Origin of the sequence: Pseudoalteromonas sp. KS88 (assembly GCF_004766475.1) — a bacterium.
Classification (GTDB): Bacteria; Pseudomonadota; Gammaproteobacteria; order Enterobacterales; family Alteromonadaceae; genus Pseudoalteromonas.
In genome coordinates this window covers 70,745-91,506 of the sequence record NZ_PYHV01000009.1, presented here as the reverse complement: position 1 = coordinate 91,506, position 20,762 = coordinate 70,745, and the positions used below count along the sequence as shown (strand labels likewise).

Sequence of the window (20,762 nt, the reverse complement as noted above, 5' to 3'; positions counted from 1 at the left end):
AATACAGGACTGACATAATAAAGGAAATTAATGGCAAATACAGTATTTGACTTAGTGAAAAATAGATATCGTGTCCAATGAATCGTTATAAATGTTTACAACAATTTCTAAACTTGCACTTCAATAATGAACCTTACACGCTTTCGTTGATTACAGGAGATGCGAGTTTTCGCCGTTATTATCGTGTAAGTTGCGAAGCTAAAAACTACATAGTAATGGACTCGGATCCTCAAGTCGTTAACAACACACCGTATGTTGAACTAAATCACGCGTTTTCAAAACATGGTTTTATACTTCCCAAAATAATAAATTTAGATGCTCAGCAAGGTTTTTTTATCTTAAATGATTTGGGCAATATACACCTAGCAGATTTACTCCAAGACACTGAGCGAAAAGCGTATTACCAGCAACTGATTAGCTTAAGTTCAGAGTGGGCAAAAGTGCCTGCTACCGAACACATGAAAGACTATGATGCTGAATTTATCCAATTTGAACTAAATATATTTATCGAGTGGTTAGTTGAAGGGGTTTTACAGCAGCCACTCGATGAACGGGTAAAAACACTGTGGCAAACCAGCTGCGCTGTGCTTGTTGATAGTTTTTTGATGCAGCCCAAAGTGACAGTGCATCGTGATTTTCACAGCAGGAATATTATGCGCAGTGATAACCAATGGGCGATTATTGATTACCAAGATGCTGTCACAGGACCGGTATGTTATGACCTAGTGTCATTATTGCGTGATTGCTACTTTAAGTTACCAGAAGATGAGTTAGACAGTTTACTAAACTACGCTTTTACTGAATTTTCTAAACAAGGGTTAATCGAAACACATGATTATGCTCAATTTACTCGCTGGTTTGACTTAACTGGTATTCAGCGCCACCTTAAGGCCGCGGGAATATTTTGCCGTCTTAATCTGCGAGATGGAAAGTCTGGATACGTAAAAAATATCTTACCAACTCTCAATTATGTTGTAGAAATAGCTAAAAAATATAACGAGCTAAATGAATTAGGTCATTGGGTTGAGTTTGATGTCATACCAGCTATGACACATGCTATAAACGAACATCTAGGTGATTAATATGAAAGCACTAATATTAGCCGCAGGTCGTGGGCAACGAATGATGCCATTGACCGCGTCAATGCCTAAACCTATGTTAAAAGTAATGGATAAACCGTTAATTGAACATCACATTGAACGCTTAAAAACAGCGGGTATTACAGAAATAGTTATTAACCTTGCATGGCAAGGTAATAAGATCAAAGAGTACTTTGCAGATGGCCAAGCATTGGGTGTTCAAATTCATTATAGTCAAGAGCCCGAACAAGGCCTTGAAACTGCCGGTGGTATTATTCGTGCGTTACCACTTTTAGGTGATGACTTTATTGTTATTAATGGTGATGTATTTACCGATTATGATGTGAGTGCATTAAAATCACTACATTTAGATAATGGCGAAGGCCATATCGTGCTTGTTGAAAATCCAGCACATAACCCAAATGGTGACTTCACGTTGCGTCACCTTGGGCCACAAAGTCAAAAATATACGTTTTCTGGTATTAGTCGGTTTAAAGCATCTTTTTTCCAAGGCATACCGGATGGCGTATTACCGCTGGGGCCTTTATTACGCGAGCGCTTAGCAACGGCTGATGTGTCAACAGAGCTTTATATAGGGACGTGGAACGATATCGGTACGCCTGAACGACTATCACAATTAAATGAAACGCTAAAAGGAGTACCGCATGTGGGGTAAAATCTTAGGTGCCTGTTTTGGTTTTATGTTTGGGCGCATTATTGGCTTGTTCATTGGCCTGTATTTAGGCCATATGTTTGATAAAAGCTTGAAGCAAAACTTTGACAAAGCAGGTGGCTTTTCAAGTTTATTTAATGGTGATGATGATATTGATCAGCGCCAAGCATTATTTTTTACCAGCTGTTTTGCGGTAATGGGGCATATTGCAAAATCAAATGGCCGTGTGAGTGAAACTCATATACGCGCTGCTAGTTTGTTTATGGATGAGATGGGGTTAACGGGTGAAAACCGTAAAGAAGCCCAAGATGCTTTTAAAGCAGGTAAAGAAGCCGATTTTTCTCTAAAAGAAACGGTGTACGATTTTAAAGAGCGGTTTGCTCGTCGTCATGATTTAATCCAGTTATTTTTAGAAATTCAGATTCAGATGGCCTTTTCTGATGGCGTGCTAGCGGCTCAAGAAAAAGAGCTGCTACAATTGGTGAGTAAGCAACTAGGTATATCAAAAACGCATTTTTCTTTTGTATTAAAACGCTATCAGGCTGAGTTCAATTTTCGCCAGCAACAACAACGCTTTAATCAACAACAGCAACGCCAGCAAGGCCATAGTAGCAGTTACCGTGAAGGCTCAGGTCACCATGTACCACCGAACAACAATGGTATGAATCGCACACAGGCATTGGCATTATTAGGGCTGAATAATGAAGCTAGTGCACGCGATATAAAAGTGGCATACAGAAAACTGATGGCTCAGCATCACCCTGATAAACTAGTGTCGCAAGGTTTACCTAAGCACATGATGGAGTTAGCAGTTAAAAAAAGCCAAGATATTCAATCTGCTTACGAGTTTTTAAAAAAGGCGGCGTAAAAAGCCGTCTATTTCCTTAGTCAAACGCGCGTGTTGTTCAGGTTCTGAACTAAGACCAAATAACTCCCTCTGACGATAGTCATACTTGCTGTGGCGCTTAACCCAGCGCTTTCTGTCAGTTATGCTCATCAATAAATCAGGATTATCATTGCTATAAAAAACATCTAAAAGAGGTGGGCTGATAGTTGATACAAGGGTATTTAACTGTTGGTTACGCTCATTATTTGGCAAGTAGCTACTTAAGCTGATAAATGCCTCTAAATCATCATTAGGGAAGCTGGCATAGTGCTCTAACAGCACTCCAGCACTGGCACCTTGAGCAATCAGAACAATTTTACTTCCATCATTAAGCGCTGTTTGATAAAGCACTTCAAAACGAGCAATTAAGTTTTCTTTATAGTCATCAATCACATCATCACTGACATACTCAATCGCATCAACATGTTTTACTGTGTCTTCTGCGCTTTCACTAGCTTGGTCAGCTGGTGAATTTGTTTCATTCGTATTTTCGTTTTGTTGGCTATCTGCTGTTGCAGTGTCAGTACTCTCAGTTTGGCTGGCTTTTTTACTTGCTTGCCAATCAATATCGGGCACTGTCATTGCTAGTGTTGTATAACCTAAGTCATTTAGGTGAGTACGTAAAAAGTTTATACCCGCGTTGTTGGTGGGTAAATTTTGCCAATCAGGAATAATTAAAACCACCGCACGTTGCTCAGCGCTCATGTACTCACGGTGCAAACTAATAAATTCAGTCTCACCGGCTTTTAATGGCCTCACCTCGCTTTTGGGCATTAACCGCGATAAGTCACTACTAACAATACTTGACCAAGAAGTGGGGGCAATGTGTTCTGCTGCACTGATAGAGTGACTTATAATGCAAATGCTTACCGCGCAAGTAATTACACCCGCACGAAGAAATTGCAAAAGAGAAGTTGCTGAACACATATATCATCATGGCCTATTAAAACAGATAAATACATATCGGCAATAAGGCGCAAAAGTTTAACGGATTTTAAGTCGTCTAAAAGTCTGGCTGTGCTTCAAAGGTCATTAGCTGTTCAGTAATAGGGTGAGTAAGCTGCAACATTTGTGCATGTAACTGCAACCGCGGAGCTGCTACTAATGCATCAGGATGAGCATAAAGGCGATCACCTAAAATAGGGTGGTCTAATGACAACATATGGACTCTTAGCTGATGAGAGCGCCCAGTAATGGGGGTAAGTTCAACTCGTGTAGCGAACTCTTCATATTCAAGTACGTTGAAATGAGTTAGAGAAGGTTTGCCGTTTTCGTGATCAACCATTTGTTTTGGGCGATTAGGCCAATCACAAATAAGCGGTAAATCAACAGAGCCTGTTGTTTGCGCTACTTTACCAAAAACCCGTGCAATATAGCGCTTTGCGGTTTGACGCTCTTGAAACTGCATACTCAAATGACGGTGTGCAGCTTTATTCATGGCTAAGCAAAGTATCCCTGAGGTTGCCATGTCTAATCGATGGACAATTTTAGCCGTAGGAAATACGCGGTTCACACGAGATATTAAACAATCTGCGTGTTTTGGATCTTTGCCGGGAACGGTTAATAATTCACTGGGCTTATTTACAATCAGTAAATCGTCATCTTGATATAAAATAGTCAAATACGGATCGAGCGGGGGATTGTAATTAATTAACACGGTTAGCCTCAGCAATTGGTAAGGGGTTATTTTAAAGAAGTCACTGGCATTACACAATCACCAAACTTCATTCCTTATTTGCTGTATTTTATGTTGAGCGATAATAAAGAAATATTAAGGATTTTGATGTTACAGCCAATACAGAGTGAGCCGTGCCCACGTTGCGGTTTAGAGGTGAATGTTCGCCAATCCTATTGCCATCACTGCAAAGACGTCTCTAACTTAGAATCTGTGTTTTTAAGAAAAAATTATAAAAGACAAATTTATAAACAAAATAGAAGGTTAAGGCGAATATTTATGATATTGACACTGCTAATTGGGGCAATCGTTGTTTGGCTATTTATAGGATAAAAAGCGCGGTGTTATACCGCGCTTTTTGAAGTGGTTTAATAATATCTAACTAACGGCTACACCCCTAGTGTGATACCACAATCAAGCGAATCGCATCGAGTTTTAGCTGGGCTTTTTCAATATGCGTGGTTAATTCACTGCGTTGCTTATCGTAAAAGGTCAGTTCTTCTTCACGAATATTTGGGTTGATTTGCTTCAGGGCTGCTAAGCGGGCTTGCTCTTGTGCTAATGATTGTTGCATTTGCTCAAGGGCTTCGGTGCGAATAACTTCTAATTTAGCTTGCGCCATTTCTTGAGCTGACTTAATCATTGGGTGAATTGCGCTTTGCAGTGCACCCGCGAGTTTGCTGGCTGTTTGACGACCCACCGCTGAAAGTTGCTGATTAAAGCCATCAAAACCAACATTATCACCTAAGTTATTACTCGCTTTATCAAGCAAGATGCGGATCGGTGTAGGAGGTAAGAAGCGGCCAATCTGTAAAGATTTAGGCGCCATGGCTTCACCCACAAAAATAAGCTCAACAAAGAAAGTACCTGCAGGTAGTTTTTTGTTTTTCAACAGTGCCACAGAGGCGGTACCAAAGTCATCATCGCAAATCATGTCGAGCGTGCCTTGAACCATTGGATGATCCCAGCTGATAAAGTGCACGTCTTCTTGTGAAAGTGCGGTGTCACGGTCAAAAGTAACGGTGATGCCATCATCTTTTAAGCTTGGGAACGATGGGTTTAGCATGTGCTCCGTAGGCTTCAAAATAATGGTGTTTTCGCCTTTATCTTCTTGGCTTACGCCGAACGTATCGAATACGTTGATCATGTAACTTGGTAATTCAAACTGATTATCAAGCTTTTCAATATCAGTGACTAATGAATCCGCTGCGCCTTGACCTGATGAATGAAGCTCTAATAAACGGTCACGACCGCTTTCCATTTGCTTACGCAACGTCGTATTTTGGCTGGCCACTTGCTCAAGAAGTGGGTCTAACTCGTCTTCATCGCAGTTATGGGCGGCAATAAATTCAAGCAAGTCTTCGCTAAATTCTTTATACAGCAATTGCCCTGTGGTCGAGGTTGTTTCAAATGCGTCTAGGCCTTCGTTGTACCAACGAAGCAATACTTCTTGTGCTGTGTTTTCAAAGTATGGCACATGAATGTTCACATCTTGCGTTTGACCAATACGATCTAAACGACCGATACGCTGCTCTAATAAATCAGGGTTAAGTGGTAAATCAAATAACACTAAATGATGTGCAAACTGGAAGTTACGTCCTTCTGAACCAATTTCAGAGCAAAGTAGAATTTGAGCGTTATCGTACTCATCGGCAAAGAATGCCGCTGCGCGGTCACGTTCTATAATCGACATACCTTCGTGGAATACCGAGGCTTTAATCGCTTCACGCTCACGCAGGATTTGTTCAAGGCTAATCGCGGTTTCTGCTTTTGCACAAATGAGTAGTACTTTTTCGTGCTTAAGTGTTTTAAGTGTGTCAATTAACCAATCTACACGCGGGTCAAATGCACCCCAGCTAGCACTTTCGCCTTCGAACTCTTGGAATATTTTCTCAGGGAATAAAGCGCGTTGTGCACTTAATTCAGCACTTTGAATACCGCTCATATTACCCAGTACTGAGATAGCCGTTTTGTACTGCTTAGGCATTGTCATCGGGTAGGCGTGTAATTTTCGGCTAGGGTAACCATCAATACCGCTGCGGCTGTTTCTAAATAAAATACGGCCTGTGCCATGGCGATCCAGTAGCATAGATAAAATTTCTTTGCGGGCTGCGTCATCACCACTTTGAGCTTGCTCTAACACCGAGGTGATATCGGTTTCTTTTAGCAATTCAATAAGGGTTGCTTTGGCGCTATCGTCAAGTGCTTGGTGTTGCAGCAACTGGTTAGCGGCCTCTGCAACATGCTTATAATTACTTTCTTCTTCAACAAATGCATCGTAATCATAAAAACGGTCTGGGTCGAGTAATTGTAAGCGAGCAAAGTGGCTACGATGCCCCAGTTGATCTGGTGTAGCGGTTAATAAAATCAGCCCTGGAATATCTTGGCTTAGTTCAGCCATGCGTTGGTATTCAGTACTTGGTTTGCCATTGTTAATACTTAAATGGTGAGCTTCATCAACAATCAGTAGATCCCAATCAGCTAATGTTGCTTGCTCAAACCAGCGCTTTTTCTTGGTGATGAATTCAAGGCTAGTAAGTACTAACTGTTCTGTTTCAAATACATTTGGCGAGTCGGCAAAGGCTTCATCACAACGTTCTTCATCAAAAATAGAAAAATGTAAGTTAAAACGGCGTAGCATTTCAACAAGCCATTGATGCTGCAAGTTTTCAGGCACCACAATTAAAACACGGCTAGCGCGGCCACTGATAATTTGCTGGTGTAATATCATACCTGCTTCAATGGTTTTACCTAGGCCGACTTCATCAGAAAGTAATACGCGAGGGGCAAAGCGTTTACCCACTTCTTGAGCAATGTATAACTGATGAGGAATAAGGCTTGCACGTTGACCAATTAAACCTTTAATAGGCGATTGCTGGCGTTCAAACTGATGTTGCCACGTTTGGTAACGTAATGTGTAACGATCAAAACGGTCTACTTGACCGGCAAAAAGGCGGTCTTGTGGTTTATTAAACTTGATAAAGTGATCAAGAAAGGTTTCTTTTAATTGTGCTTGTTCACCGTTATCAACTCGGGTGCCGTGATAACACAGTAGTTCACCTTGAACTTCAATAGATTCGACTTCAAGTTCCCATTCTTCAACGCTTTTGATTACATCGCCAGGATTAAATGCCACGCGAGTAACCGGCGCTTCTGTCATCGAATAAACGCGGTTTTCGCCACTGGCGGGAAATAATATGCTGACCTGACGGCCTTCAAGGGCAACGACTGTGCCTAATCCTAAATCTGACTCTGTATCACTGATCCAACGCTGACCTAAGGAAAAATTCATGTATGTCTCGTCTATGAAGAAAAAGGCGGCTATGTTACCTGTTACCTAACACCACTGCAAGGCGCTAACTAGCTCACTTTTAATTAATTTTATAACTGTGAATTATTCTTGTATCAGTGATTACTGAGAAGACTAATTCAAAACAAAAAAAGGTTTGTCATAAAACAGACTTTTATGACATCTAAGCTAAACTTAGAATATACCTTAGCAATTAAGTTTTACAGGGCGAAGAGTCAGCCCGTTAAACCTGATTAGTTGGGTATAGCATAAAAATCATAAAACGTAAGGAAAGTGCTATGGAAAAAGCTTCGAACCTTGATAGTAAAATGTATGTGCTAGATACCAACGTACTACTTCACGAACCTCTCGCCTATTTATCTTTTCAAGAGCATGATGTTGTTATTCCTATGACGGTATTGGAAGAACTAGATCACATCAAAGATCGCAAGCATGATGTTAGCCGTGATGCGCGGGTTGCGATTCGCGGACTCGATGACGTGTTAAGAGATGCAACACCAGAGCAAATGCTAAAAGGGGTTGCACTGCCAACGAACAAAAAAGCTAAGGTGTCTTCCTCTGGTACCTTGATTATTGTTAATGATCACCTCTTTGCGGATTCAATCTCAGGATTACCCGGCAACGAAAACGACCACCGCATAATTAATTGTGCCGTTCACCTACAAAAACAGCACAGTGATGCCAAAGTTGTGCTTGTGACCAAAGACATAAATATGCGCTTAAAAGCAAAAGGCGCGGGTCTAAAGTTTGTTGAAGATTACCGAACTGATCAACTTATTGATGATATAGAGTTATTAAGCACTGGCTATAAAAAAGTTGAAGGCGATTTTTGGCAACATGTGGGTGAATGTGAAACACAGCAACAAGGTCGAGATACGTTTCATAAAGTCGCTAAAAGCTTAATACCTGACGTATTTTGTAATGAATACTTGCTGGATGACAGTGGTCATTTTGCTGCGCGTGTTAAATCTTATGATGATGACAATATCATGCTCAAAGACATGGGAGTCGAGCGTTTAATGCATCAATCAGCCTGGGGGGTTAAGCCTAAAAATATATACCAAGGCATGGCGTTGGATGCATTATTAGATCCCAATATTGAACTCGTTATATTAACCGGTCCTGCGGGGTGTGGTAAAACCTTACTCGCGCTTGCCAGTGCCCTTGAGATGATTATCGAAAAAGGCATTTACGATAAAGTTATTGTGACTCGTAATACGCCTGAGATAGCAGAATCTATAGGCTTTTTACCAGGCACCGAAGAAGAAAAAATGGCGCCGTGGCTTGCTGCAATAACAGATACTTTAGAGGTGTTACATAAAGGGGACGAAAACCCAGTATCAAGTCGTAATTACATTATGGAAAAAGCAAATGTGCAGTTTAAATCAGTCAACTTCATGCGTGGGCGAAGCATTCAAAACGCAGTGGTGATCCTTGATGAAAGCCAAAACTTAACAGCATCACAGCTCAAAACCATCATTACTCGCTGTGGTGAAGGTACCAAGCTTATTTGTTCAGGTAACCTTGCGCAAATAGACAGCAATTATTTAACCCCTGTAACATCGGGTTTAACCTATATTGTGGAGCGTTTTAAAGACTTTGAAGGCAGTGCAACGGTGAACTTAAATGGGGTCGTGCGCAGTCGTCTTGCATCATTTGCAGAAGAGAATTTATAACTTGCGTCCGAGTGCTTGGCTCGATAGTCTAGAAAAGACTATTGGGCCATACAACGGATTTTAGGTTGGACTTTTTACCCTTAAAACATTATTACCGCTCACTTGCCGTTGCTTTGGTTGTACCTTTACTTGTTGCCTTTCTTCTTTGCCTGCACCTTTATAACATCAAATTTGACCGAGCAATCGCACAGCGCCAAGCTGAATTTAATAATTTATCCGCTCAATTGGCGTATCGAATGGATGCAGCCGCAAATTTGGTGTCCACCTTGTTAGCACAATACGAGCAACCGCTTTTTTATCGGTTTGATCGTCAATGGCTAAATGATGTTAATCAATTTAATGACTACTACTACCGCAAAATACCCGAACAAGGTGGAGAAATTGTTGGACAAGGACGTTTTTCATCAAGTCCACGCGCTATAGCCCAGTGGCAACAAGTTACTGCACTTGGGCCTGCATTTAATACCACTTTGTCACTTATTCAGTCGTTATCGGCGGTCGCATATGTTAATGAGCAAGGTTTTGCTTATGTGAAGCGACGTAACGATAACGGGAGTTTTTTCCTTACACAGATACTGGATAACCAATTTAGACCTCAGTTTAGAGATAATATGCTCGCATCCAGCAAAATTATTCAACTAGATGATAAAGCATACTTTGCTTTGGGGCAGCGACGAAGCTCGAATAGCAATGATTATGTTATTTTAATTTATGATTTGCAGGCGGTATCTGCTTGGTTAGATAAAATCTCTTCGGATAGAGGGGAGTATATTTTTCTCACAGAGTCACGCCACGTTATTGCCAGTTCTACACAGACAATACAATCAACACAACTTCTTGAACGTTATTGGTCTGAGGTTTTATTGACCGGTAGCGCTTTACAAGAGCAAAGTAATGACAGTCAATTACTTCTTTTTCAACAACCACATACGCAACCAGTCACTTTAGGCTTTTATGAATCAAATGATCAATTAACAGCGCCTATTCGATATGAAGTATTGATTGAATTTGTTTTTCTTAGTTTATTTTTAGTGTCTATGTTCAGTGCTGTTTTTTGGTTAAGTCAACGTATATTTGTTAAACCCATTACCCATTTGATGGCGTATCTTGAGCACAATGAAACGCAAAGCTCTGAGCCGTCACATTATCAAATACCTAAAAATTGGCAGCCTTGGTTTAGCAGGATAAAAAAAGTATTCAATAAGAACGTGCAGTTGGTAGATTCATTGCAGCAAGCAAATACCGAGTTAGATTCGCAAGTAAAAATAAAAACGCGAGAACTTGCAAGAAGTTATGAAGCAAAAGAGCGTCACCTTGCTTTATTAAACACCATGTTAAACAGTGTGCCAGATCTAATTTACTTTAAGAATATTGATGGCTCATTTTTGGGTTGTAATCGCGCGTACGAAAAATACATTGGTGTTGAACAAGGGCAATTGGTTGGCCTACAACTTTGTGATATTAGCGATGACAGTGGAAAAATTAGCGAATTAGAGCAAGAGGTCCTTAATAATAAAAGTCGTGCAGAGCAGCGTGTTGAAAACGATAGTCATGTTTATCAACTGACCATATCGCCTTTTTATAATGAGCAAAATCAATTATTAGGTTCGATGGCAATTGGTCGAGATATTACTGCGCAAGAATATGCGCTCAACGCCTTAAAAAGCTCTGAGTCAAAATTTAGAAGTGCTATAGAATACGCCGCTAATGGCGTGGTATTACTTTCTTTAGAGTACACAATTCTTCAGTTAAATAGGGCCGCTAGAAAGTTATTTAATATTGATAAAAATGACTCTAAGCTACTTTTTAGTACGCTCTTTGCCAAGTCGCAGTGGCAACAAATAAACGCAACGCTAGCGCGCTTGCTGACAGAAAAACAGAAAGTTTATCACCTCACTCTTGAACAAGAAGCAAAGCAGAGGTGGTGGCAGTTAAGTATTTCGTTAGTGTGGGATGCGCAGCTAGCACCCTACTATTATACTATTCATATTCAAGATATTAGCGCACTGACACAAGCTAAACAGGATGCAGAGCGCGCGACTCAAGCGAAAAGTCGATTTATTGCAAATTTGAGCCATGAAATACGCACGCCATTAAATGCTGTTACGGGCTTAATTGATATGGTGATGCAACAAGGCTTATCTGTACAACAGGTGCAGCATGCGAATCAGGCTAAAGATGCAGCGCAGAACTTATTGGTTATGCTTAATCGTATGTTGGACTTTGCCCGAGTGGAAAGTAATCAAGCACAGTTGCAGCTAAAACCATTTAACTTAGTAGAATTAGTGGATAGTTGTGAAAGTCTGCTGTTAGGTTTATGCCAAAATACACCGATAGCAGTTAATGTAGAGGTTGACCCCGCAATTGCTACCGAGTTGGTGGGGGATTATATTCTTTTACAACATGTACTTGGTAACTTAATAACGAATGCAGCTAAATTTACACATCAAGGGTCTATTACGTTAAAAATAGATAAAGTTGAAGAGCAAGGAGGCTTACAGACTCTTGCTTTTAACGTAATAGATACCGGCGTTGGAATTGATGATGCGGATCAAAAGCGGTTGTTTGATGCGTTTACACAGGGAGATGAATCGTTAACCCGCCAGCACCAAGGTGTAGGTCTGGGACTGGCTATCGTTAAACATGAGCTTGCCCTCATGGGCGCTCAGATAGTGGTTAATAGTAGTAAAAACAATGGCAGTGAATTTTCTTTTAACGTTACTTTTAATAGCCTTGAAAATAACCAAGCAAGTAAGATTGATTGGTGTAATGCTTTAGTTATAGCTGATGCTGAAAAAAACAATGAGTTTAGTCAAGCCTGTAAACTATTATCATCAGGTATTCAGTTCAAAACGTTAACTCAAGTTAAGGCGAGCAGTGCAGTTTTAGATTACGAATACATCATTATTAATGATTATGATTTAGCGCATTTATTAGCAATCCCATCCATTAAAGTGCAATTAAAAACATCGAAAACCCTTATTTATTCAATAAAAAACAACCAGCAGATAACCACCGCAGAGGATGAGTCAATTTGCATTATCAGTATAAAGCGCTCAGCCTTTATCCAGCGATTGGCCTCTCAACATGTTTTAACTAAAAGCAAATCAGTTGAGCACGCCTCGCAAATAGAGCTTAGTGGTCTACTTGTTCTCGCTGTCGATGATAATCCGCTTAATCTCGATATTATTAGCAATATACTTTCTCAAGCAGGAATTAACGTATTACTTGCTACTAGTGCTAAAGAGGGGATTGAACTGGTTACAAAAGTAAAACCAGATCTGATCCTAATGGACGTACAAATGCCAGAGTTAGATGGTTTACAAGCAACACAGATTTTACGACAAAACTATACCTCACAGCAGTTACCTATTTTTGCGTTAACCGCTCATTGTGAAGCGGAGGATGAAGCCCGAGCAATTGCGGCTGGTATGAATAAGCATTTGACCAAACCTATAGTTGCCAATACGTTACTAGAGGCTATAAGTGCTGTAAAGATTGGCAAGCCAGCATTTTTTGACGTGTCTTTTGCGCTATCTCAATTTGCTGGCGATAGCGAATTGTTACAAGTTATGTTGAATAAATTAGCTGATTTATGTGAAAGTCATTTAGCAAACTTAGACAGTGAAAGGCCACCGGCAGACATAGAAAAAATTGTACATAATATTAAAGGTGTTACTGGAAATTTAGGCTTTGTTCGGTTATCTAAATTGGCACAGCGGTTAGAAATCACACTGAGAAAAACGTCAGAAGTTGACTATAATCTTTATAATGAGCTTATAATAGAGCTACAACAGGTCTATGCGTTTATTCAAGTAAGGAATATATAACATGTTGAAAAAAGCGAAAATACTCATCGTTGATGATGCTCCGCTTAATCGGTTAATATTAGAAAGAACGCTGGCCAATGAATACGACGTATTTTCTCAAGAGAATGGTGAAAAGGCGCTTAACTTTTTAAAATCCAATACTGTTGATCTGATTATACTTGATATTGTCATGCCGGGTTTAAATGGGTATGAAGTGTTGGGTCGATTAAAAGAAGATCAAGCCACGCAAGCTATTCCTGTTATTTTTATTTCTGCTAATACCAGTCATGATGATGAAGCAAAAGGGTTTGAGTTAGGTGCGATGGACTACATAACAAAACCTTTTAGTACCGTTGTTGTGAAAGCCAGAGTAAAGAACCAATTGTTGATTAAGCAAAAAAACGATTTGTTAGAAATGCTGGTTGCTATTGATGGCTTAACGGAGATCCCAAATAGGCGGTTTTTAGACGAAACACTTAGCAGTGAGTGGCGTCGCAGTGTCAGAAATCATACACCATTGTCAGTTATTATAGCCGACATAGATCACTTTAAACGTTATAACGACCACTATGGACATAGGGCTGGTGATGAATGCCTTAAAAAAGTGGCGCAAACATTAGCCAACCAGTGCCAACGTGGTGGGGAGTTTGTTGCACGCTACGGCGGAGAAGAATTTGCTGCTGTTTTGCCTGGTGTTAATAAAGAACAAGCTTTAGCATTTGCTAATAAACTTCGTGATGCTATTAAATTGCTTAACATTGCTCACAACGAGTCGCTTAACGCTGATCACGTCACTATAAGCTTAGGGGTTGCAACAACACAGATTGAAAATCCTCAAGCCGACACATTATTAGTAAAAAATATTGAAAAACAACTTCTTGAGGAAGCCGATTCAGGTTTGTATGAAGCAAAAAATTGCGGGAGAGATAAAATCATCGCCCGCAGTTTTGTCCGTTAATTGAGAGTGAACTTAGTTATGACTTAATGATTTATATAGTGTATCGCCTACACCGATTAGTTTGTCATTTTTAAACACCAAAGGGGTGCACTCATCTTTAGTCATTTTTCCATCAGAATGAATACTGTGTGTAGCATAGAATAACACTTGGTACACATCGTCATCTTTTTTTAATAGCTCGGTAAAGTTCGGTGTTTTAAGGCGGTTTAGCACCATTTGGTAGCTGCTATCGAGTGCTAAGTTAGCGATAGTTTCACGATTGTTTTTATGGTGTTTTTCCCAGCTGCTCGATGAATCACCAGCCCAGTGGGTTTCGGCTTCGCCGTCTGATACAGCGATAACACAACCTGTAAGAAATGGAGCGCTCAAAGCGGCAATTAACATTAACTTTTTCATTTTTAAAATCCTGAGTTTAACTACGTTTTTCTTTAATTTGATTAGTTATAGCAAATAATCGGCCAACTTTAAAATTCCTTTAAAATTAATATCTTAAAATTTAAAGGAATGATGGGTGAGTATTCACACTATTCACTTTGGTATAAAAAGCTAAAGTTTGGTCAATTAGACTAGCCTGTTTCTATGTTTATCTTCGCGGTATGCGTTAATGTTTAAACAGATTTCATTCACTAGGCGGATAATAGACTCCTTGCTCGCCCAAGCAATGTGCGGGGTAAGAATCAGGTTATCTTTTTTGTAATTTGCTAATGGGTTAGTTGACTGTGCAGGCTCATTAGTTAATACATCAAAACCAGCTCCTGCTATTACATTGTTATCAAGCGCCTCACAAAGCTGTGCCTCGTTTACAATACCGCCTCGAGCTGTATTTATTAAGAGTGCATTAGGCTTCATCATCATTAGCTCTTCAGTACCAATTAGGTTGAGAGTGTCATCATTCAAAGGGCAATGAATACTAATAATGTCAGCCGATTTGATTGCTTGGTAAAATTCGACTCTTCCTTCTCGTGGTGAGCGATTCTTACGTTCACTCACAATTACATTGGCGCCAAACGCTTTGGCAACGTTTGCAACACCTTCACCTAAAGCACCATGACCAATGATTGCCAGCGTTTTACCTGCAATTTCATTGATGTTGTAATCAAGCCTGCAAAACATTTGGCTTTTTTGCCACAGTCCTTGTTTACAGTCAGCGGAATAGCGATGTGTTTGTCCTAGTAAGTTGGTGATGAGCGTGAATGTATGTTGTATGACTGAGGGGGTAGAATAACCAGCCACGTTTGTCACAGCGATCCCTAGCTCTTTTGCTGCGATGAGATCTATATTATTAGTGCCAGTTGCTGCTACGCAAATTAATTTTAGATCAGGCAACATACGCATTGATTCACGATTCAATTTTACTTTATTGGTGATTAATACATTTGCGCCAGCGCTGTGTTGTAAAACTTGCTCGGGTGTTGTTAAAGGATGATGAGTGAAATTCCCAAGTGATTCAAAAGGCGTTAGAGGAGTTTGTGCCAGTGTGGCTGAGTCAAGTAATGTTATATTCATATATTTTCCTTTTAATCAATTTAAATGCTTGACCTTAGTGTGTACTCTAAGGTTTATAGTATACCCAATCCACCTCAAGATGCAGAATTCAGCGTTTCACAGGGGCTTAATATCAAGGCGTTACTTTGCAACAATGGCAACCCCTTTTAAAAAGTAATAACGATGAGAGTAAGCGCCTGTGAAACGCCCAGCGGGTTGGTTTAAAAGCGATTTATACTGCGTTATTGATTTTACCAGTAGAACCACTATTACTTGCAATCAATGCCTTGCCTAAATCGCTTTTAATTCCAACTGAAACTCGCATCTTGAGGTGGTTTGGGTATATATCTAGCCAGCCCACTACTTATTTGTGGAGACAATGATGAAAATAGGCGAATTTGCAAGTCAGCTTGGTATAAGTACAGATACGTTAAGGTACTATGAAAAACATAAGTTGTTAATGCCTGCTAGGCGAACCAGTACAGGCTATCGAGTCTATTCTCATTCGCAGCTGAGGCAAATGAGATTTATATTAAGGGCTAAAAATGTTGGCTTTAGTTTGGCTGAAATAAAAGAGTTATTGCAAATAAAGTTTCACAAGCAGCAACATTCGTGTAGCGAAGTGAAAGAGTTAACGGTGCAAAAACGTGATTTAGTTGCTGCACGGATTGAGGAACTTAATCGTTTTCATCAATCGTTGACAATATTGGCTGAGACGTGTTGCGGGGGAGAAGAGCCTGCAGATAATTGCTCAATCTTATCGACTTTGGAGGATTTAGATGGACTTAATTAATAATTTTTGGCAACTATTTCTTTTGTCAGCGCCTTGGCTCATGTTGGGGTTATTTATCGCTGGCGTATTAAATGTTTACTTACCGGCTAATTTTTTAAATAAACACCTTGGTAAAGAAGGCTTTTGGACCACAGTAAAAGCTGCCTTAATAGGTGCGCCTATGCCTTTATGTTCGTGTGGAGTGATACCTGCCGCTATTGGGTTGCGTCGAGCTGGTGGGTCAAAAAGTGCGACCACTGCATTTTTAGTGTCTACGCCTGAAACTGGCGTTGACTCAGTATCCGTATCGTATGTGCTATTGGGTCCATTTATGGCAATTATACGGCCTATAGCGGCTATCACGAGTGCTATTGTTGCGGGGGTTTTAGTTGGGCGTGATGCTACAAGAAGTAATAATACAGTTGGTAACGTCAGTGTAGAGCCAAATTCACAAGCAAGTTGCTGTGCAAGCAAGAATAAGCCTAAACCTAAACCAGAAAGTACATCTTGTTGTTCATCAGCACCACCGCCTTCAGCGAAACCTAAGCAGTCTAGTTGTTGTTCAAGTAAACAAGTTACCAAGACAACACAATGGCAGAAAATTCAGCAAGCTATAAAGTTTAGTTGTAATAAACTACTGTCAGACACAATGACATGGTTAATGATTGGGTTGTTTTTTGCCGCTTTAGTACAAACGTTTGTTCCCGAGTCGTTTTTAACTCAATGGGGAAGTGGGCTTTTAGCCATGCTCATCGTGATCTTAATTAGTATTCCTATGTATATCTGTGCAACAGCTTCTACGCCGATAGCAGCAGGTTTATTGCTTAGTGGGGTTGCACCAGGTGCAGTATTGGTTTTTATGTTAGCAGGACCTGCAACCAATGTGGCGACCTTGGGAGTGGTAGCAAGTGAGCTTGGTAAACGAGCTGTGGCTGCGTATCTAATTGGGGTAATCGGTGTTGCAATCGCTTTTGGTTTCTTAACCGACTACCTAGTGGCACAGTATGGTTTTGTGGTAAGCCCTATGTTAGGACATGAGCATGAAATTTTGCCTTATTGGTTTAGCTTGGTTTGTGGCCTGATCTTAATGGTGTTAATGTTACGTTTGATGGTAAAAGCAACGATATCCAGATTCACAGCAACTGGTAAGAGGATTGCTTAATTATTTGTTCTAAATATACTTTTATGGATAACTTATCGAGCAACTTCTCGTGTGGCATATTGAGTTGGTTCGCATTTTCGTTAGCCTGAGTTATAATCCAGATCTGATTTAAACTGTGCGTATTTTTACGCGCAGTTTTTTTAATTTTATATGATGCAGTAATGAGTGAATTAGTGGACAAGTACGCCGATATTAGACCTTATAATGACGATGAAGTAGCTGCTTCAGTAGAGCGCTTAATTAATGATAATGCATTTTTAGATGTGTTAGCTAAATACAACCTACCGCGATTTTTATCTACGATTCCATTAGTTGCTCGCTTTTTAGTAAAACGTCAATTACAAAAAAAGTGGGGAGATGTAAGGTCTGTAGAGCAAGTTCAGCAAGAAGTTGCTTATTACTTAGAAATGTTGGTAAAGCGCACAACGTCTGAAGTAACTTTTTCAGGTTTAGATCAACTTGATCCTAATCAATCCTATCTGTTTATATCGAACCATCGAGACATTGTGCTCGATCCTGCGTTAGTGAATTGGGGGCTTTTTAGTCACAACATGAAAACGGTTCGCATTGCTATCGGTGATAATTTATTACAAATACCTTATATCACAGAGCTAATGCGACTCAATAAAAGCTTTATAGTTAAACGCTCTGCAAAAGCCCCCAAAGAAATGCTTAAGGCACTCTCTCAGCTTTCAGCCTATATTTATGACTCGTTGAATGAAGGCCACTCTATTTGGATTGCTCAAAAAGAAGGGCGTGCAAAAGATGGGTTTGATCAAACAGATCCTGCTTTATTGAAAATGCTACAGCTGCAAGGGCGAAAGCAAAAGAAAGAGTTTGCAGAATATATACGCGAGTTAAAAATAGTTCCTGTATCTATTTCGTACCAATATGAGCCCTGTGCAATCGCCAAAGCGAAAGAGCTCTACCATAAACAGCATCATGGTAAGTATGTAAAATCGGCTGGTGAAGATATTGCAAGTATTGTAGAAGGGTTTAGTACTGCAAAAGGACATGTACATTTAGCCTTTGGACAACCTGTAACACAAGAGTGTGATTCGCCAGAGCAATTAGCTAAAACTATCGATAAACAAATTGTCGATTCATTCTTTTTACACCCAGGCAATTACATCGCTGGTGGGTGCAAGCAAGCCGTGATAGATAAACAAGATGTGCAAGCGTTTGAACAACGTCTGGCGCGTGTTCCTGAAGAACTAAGATCGCTTGTATCAGCTATGTACGCAAAACCTTTTCATCGAAAAACTGAAATTAATAATGATGAGCTCTGCAAATAAATAAATTACTTAAGAAAGGCCGCATTTAAGCGGCTTTTTTTTTGGTTGAAAAACGGGCTATACTGAACTTAGTATTGAATTAATAGTGTATTGCGAATGCAACAAATTGAAATATTTGAAATTCCCAGCCCTTGCAAAGGAATATGTGAGGTCAATAACAGGGGATATTGTAAGGGATGTTATCGCAGCCGAGATGAGCGCTTTTCTTGGAACTCATTCTCCAATACACAAAAAAAGAAAGTGATAGAGTTATGCCAGCAACGTTATAAACGTTATTTACAAAAGCAACGGGCTAGCACTGAAACGACAAAATCTGAACAAAAGGGGTTTGATTTTTAGTGGCTTAGGTGCTTTTTTCTTAACTGGCTGACCGTACCATCTTGTTCAAGCAATATTAGTTGCTGTTCTAGTAAAGGGATTAGATTTTTATGTTGCTTATGCAAAAAGTGAAAACTATAAATAGGCATTAATGCTTCGGTTGAAAACCTTGATAAGTCAAATCTAGGGTGTTTACTGTTTAAAAGAAAATCCAACAGCAGCACACCTTCAACCTTCTTTTGAGCTAATAAATTAAGCTGTGCAGTGACACTTTTTACTCTGATAACTTCGCCAATATATGGGTTGTTATCTAAATAGCTTTTTGCTGCAGGATAACCCGCTTGTATTGCAATGTTTTTTAGTTGCTCAAAGCTGCATTCATCGCAATTTTTTAACAGGATCAAATTGAATTCAAATAACGGGAAATTAACTAAATTTAAGTTTTTATATTGATGAGAAATTGAGCTGATTCGGCCTAGCTGTCCATCCAGAATTCCGTTATTTGCAGCAGCTAAAGCGCTCTGATGGTTAAAGTCGATTATCTGAAGTTCATAACCGAGATTGCCATAAGCGATAGACATTAATTCAATAACATAGCGTGCTTGAGGGGTGTCCGCTGGGCGATTAAATTGTAATGCGCGAACAGCTGCTGAACTTACTGCAGTGAAAAGCATGCAGCACGCAATTATTGCAGTAATATAAAACTTTAACAATATGTTTCCAATATGGGGCGAAAAATCGACATTAATTTACGTTTAAATTAACGTAAGTGCAAGGTTGATAGTGACTCTTTCTACTTATTTATTATAGTTTGATACACCCAAACCACCTCAAGATGCAGAATCCAGCGTTTCACAGGGGGTTGGTTTAAAAGTGATTTATACTGCGTTATTGATTTTAGCAATAGAACCACTATTGTTACAATCAATGCCTTGTCTAAATCGCTTTTAATTCCAACGACGCTCGTATCTTGGGGTGGCTTGGGTATATACTTAAGGCCAATAAAGGTTTTAATGTAGTGGACAATCATGGCATATAATTTGTGTTCTTTACCTCGTGAACAAAAGTATCAAATTCAACTCGATTATGAGGCCTCCTTTTGGGCGTACCAAATTAAAAGAGGTAAGAAGACTCGTGAGAATGTTTATTCAACTATAAACAGTCGACCTAATGCCGAGCAGGCATTTTTAAAACAAAAGTTCGAACAATATTTAGCATTAATGCATAACTAACAATGCCAAGATTTGAGCGATTAACTTCGATAAAAACCCCTCTTGTAAATAAATTTTATGCTCAACATAACGCAAGAGGGCGAGCAAACAGGCAGGATGCGGTTTGGGTTGCTTATGATGGTTTTGACATTATAGCAGCATGTCGTATGCAAAATCGCGGCGGCTATTTATTTTTATCCACTGTATTGGTTGCACCACACTGGCGTAAACAAGGTGTCGCATCTGCGTTAATAAAGCAGGCAACCTTTGCACAACAAGGTGTTGTGTATACATTTGCTTATGAAAATTTAATTCATTTCTATCAGTCAATTGGCTTTAACTTTGTGTTAACATTACCTGCGTCATTAAAGGTTCTTTTCAAGGCGTATGAGCAACGCAATATTGTCCCTTTGCAGTGCTCAATAGATGAAAATTTAGAATATGTGAGTTAGT

General features: G+C 39.8%; 18 protein-coding genes. 12 read left to right on the top strand and 6 right to left on the bottom strand.

The annotated features are described in order from the left end of the window. Window positions 1-77: 77 nt before the first annotated feature. From C7Y70_RS06125 to djlA, 3 genes are read left to right on the top strand one after another with little or no spacing between them, the layout of a single operon-like run. Window positions 78-1,082 carry a phosphotransferase gene (locus C7Y70_RS06125; protein WP_135473772.1) on the top strand — a complete coding sequence of 335 codons (1,005 nt, stop codon included), beginning with the start codon at window positions 78-80 and terminating at the stop codon, window positions 1,080-1,082. A 1-nt stretch (window position 1,083) separates the two neighbouring features. Beyond that, on the top strand, window positions 1,084-1,755 hold the full coding sequence (murU, locus tag C7Y70_RS06120) for an N-acetylmuramate alpha-1-phosphate uridylyltransferase MurU (protein WP_135473771.1): 672 nt from the start codon (window positions 1,084-1,086) through the stop codon (window positions 1,753-1,755). Then, on the top strand, window positions 1,745-2,620 hold the full coding sequence (djlA, locus tag C7Y70_RS06115; RefSeq protein WP_135473770.1) for a co-chaperone DjlA: 876 nt from the start codon (window positions 1,745-1,747) through the stop codon (window positions 2,618-2,620). The genes murU and djlA overlap by 11 nt, the downstream gene beginning before the upstream one ends. On the opposite strand, the gene C7Y70_RS06110 is transcribed toward djlA, so the two are convergent. The 3 genes from C7Y70_RS06110 to rapA form a co-directional block, all read right to left on the bottom strand. Further along, window positions 2,603-3,565 (bottom strand): DUF3530 family protein, encoded by a 963-nt coding sequence (locus tag C7Y70_RS06110; RefSeq protein ID WP_135473769.1) that lies wholly within the window; start codon window positions 3,563-3,565, stop codon window positions 2,603-2,605. The two genes, djlA and C7Y70_RS06110, sit on opposite strands and share 18 nt — an antisense overlap. Window positions 3,566-3,641: 76 nt before the next feature. Beyond that, the gene (gene rluA / locus C7Y70_RS06105; RefSeq protein ID WP_135473768.1) at window positions 3,642-4,295 is read right to left on the bottom strand and encodes a bifunctional tRNA pseudouridine(32) synthase/23S rRNA pseudouridine(746) synthase RluA; all 654 of its coding nucleotides are present in this window, start codon (window positions 4,293-4,295) and stop codon (window positions 3,642-3,644) included. A gap of 415 nt (window positions 4,296-4,710) precedes the next feature. Continuing rightward, window positions 4,711-7,605, bottom strand: coding sequence for an RNA polymerase-associated protein RapA (gene rapA / locus C7Y70_RS06100; RefSeq protein WP_135473767.1), 2,895 nt, complete (start codon window positions 7,603-7,605; stop codon window positions 4,711-4,713). A gap of 296 nt (window positions 7,606-7,901) precedes the next feature. On the opposite strand from rapA, the gene C7Y70_RS06095 reads away from it, so the two are divergent. The 3 genes from C7Y70_RS06095 (at window position 7,902) to C7Y70_RS06085 (ending at window position 14,066) form a co-directional block, all read left to right on the top strand. Continuing rightward, window positions 7,902-9,299: a PhoH family protein gene (locus C7Y70_RS06095; protein ID WP_099294633.1), complete on the top strand. Its 1,398-nt coding sequence runs from the start codon at window positions 7,902-7,904 to the stop codon at window positions 9,297-9,299. A gap of 65 nt (window positions 9,300-9,364) precedes the next feature. Next, window positions 9,365-13,129: a response regulator gene (locus tag C7Y70_RS06090; protein ID WP_135473766.1), complete on the top strand. Its 3,765-nt coding sequence runs from the start codon at window positions 9,365-9,367 to the stop codon at window positions 13,127-13,129. A 1-nt stretch (window position 13,130) separates the two neighbouring features. After that, a complete protein-coding gene (locus tag C7Y70_RS06085) occupies window positions 13,131-14,066 on the top strand; it encodes a diguanylate cyclase (RefSeq protein WP_099294629.1) in 936 nt (311 codons plus the stop codon). Between the two features lie 12 nt (window positions 14,067-14,078). Here C7Y70_RS06085 and C7Y70_RS06080 read toward each other — a convergent pair whose 3' ends face one another. Further along, window positions 14,079-14,462, bottom strand: coding sequence for a DUF3192 domain-containing protein (locus tag C7Y70_RS06080; protein WP_099294627.1), 384 nt, complete (start codon window positions 14,460-14,462; stop codon window positions 14,079-14,081). Between the two features lie 165 nt (window positions 14,463-14,627). After that, window positions 14,628-15,572, bottom strand: coding sequence for a D-2-hydroxyacid dehydrogenase (locus tag C7Y70_RS06075; RefSeq protein WP_099294625.1), 945 nt, complete (start codon window positions 15,570-15,572; stop codon window positions 14,628-14,630). Window positions 15,573-15,933: 361 nt separating this feature from the next. Here C7Y70_RS06075 and zntR point away from each other — a divergent pair, with 361 nt between their 5' ends. The 4 genes from zntR to C7Y70_RS06055 all read left to right on the top strand — a co-directional run bounded on the left by zntR (window position 15,934) and on the right by C7Y70_RS06055 (window position 19,119). Further along, window positions 15,934-16,344 (top strand): Zn(2+)-responsive transcriptional regulator, encoded by a 411-nt coding sequence (gene zntR, locus C7Y70_RS06070; RefSeq protein ID WP_180270389.1) that lies wholly within the window; start codon window positions 15,934-15,936, stop codon window positions 16,342-16,344. Continuing rightward, window positions 16,331-17,485 (top strand): SO_0444 family Cu/Zn efflux transporter, encoded by a 1,155-nt coding sequence (locus C7Y70_RS06065; protein WP_099294621.1) that lies wholly within the window; start codon window positions 16,331-16,333, stop codon window positions 17,483-17,485. Before zntR ends, C7Y70_RS06065 begins: the two co-directional genes overlap by 14 nt. A gap of 161 nt (window positions 17,486-17,646) precedes the next feature. Next, window positions 17,647-18,780, top strand: coding sequence for a 1-acyl-sn-glycerol-3-phosphate acyltransferase (locus C7Y70_RS06060; protein ID WP_135473765.1), 1,134 nt, complete (start codon window positions 17,647-17,649; stop codon window positions 18,778-18,780). 96 nt (window positions 18,781-18,876) lie between these two features. Next, on the top strand, window positions 18,877-19,119 hold the full coding sequence (locus C7Y70_RS06055) for a DUF1289 domain-containing protein (RefSeq protein WP_099294617.1): 243 nt from the start codon (window positions 18,877-18,879) through the stop codon (window positions 19,117-19,119). On the opposite strand, the gene C7Y70_RS06050 is transcribed toward C7Y70_RS06055, so the two are convergent. Further along, window positions 19,116-19,811 carry a transporter substrate-binding domain-containing protein gene (locus tag C7Y70_RS06050; protein WP_245321377.1) on the bottom strand — a complete coding sequence of 232 codons (696 nt, stop codon included), beginning with the start codon at window positions 19,809-19,811 and terminating at the stop codon, window positions 19,116-19,118. The genes C7Y70_RS06055 and C7Y70_RS06050 overlap by 4 nt on opposite strands. A gap of 315 nt (window positions 19,812-20,126) precedes the next feature. On the opposite strand from C7Y70_RS06050, the gene C7Y70_RS06045 reads away from it, so the two are divergent. Together C7Y70_RS06045 and C7Y70_RS06040 are read left to right on the top strand one after the other, a co-directional pair. Further along, window positions 20,127-20,330, top strand: a complete 204-nt coding sequence (locus C7Y70_RS06045; protein ID WP_099294615.1) for a DUF3283 family protein — start codon at window positions 20,127-20,129, stop codon at window positions 20,328-20,330. Window positions 20,331-20,332: 2 nt separating this feature from the next. Then, window positions 20,333-20,761, top strand: a complete 429-nt coding sequence (locus C7Y70_RS06040; RefSeq protein ID WP_135473764.1) for a GNAT family N-acetyltransferase — start codon at window positions 20,333-20,335, stop codon at window positions 20,759-20,761. Window position 20,762 lies beyond the last annotated feature (1 nt).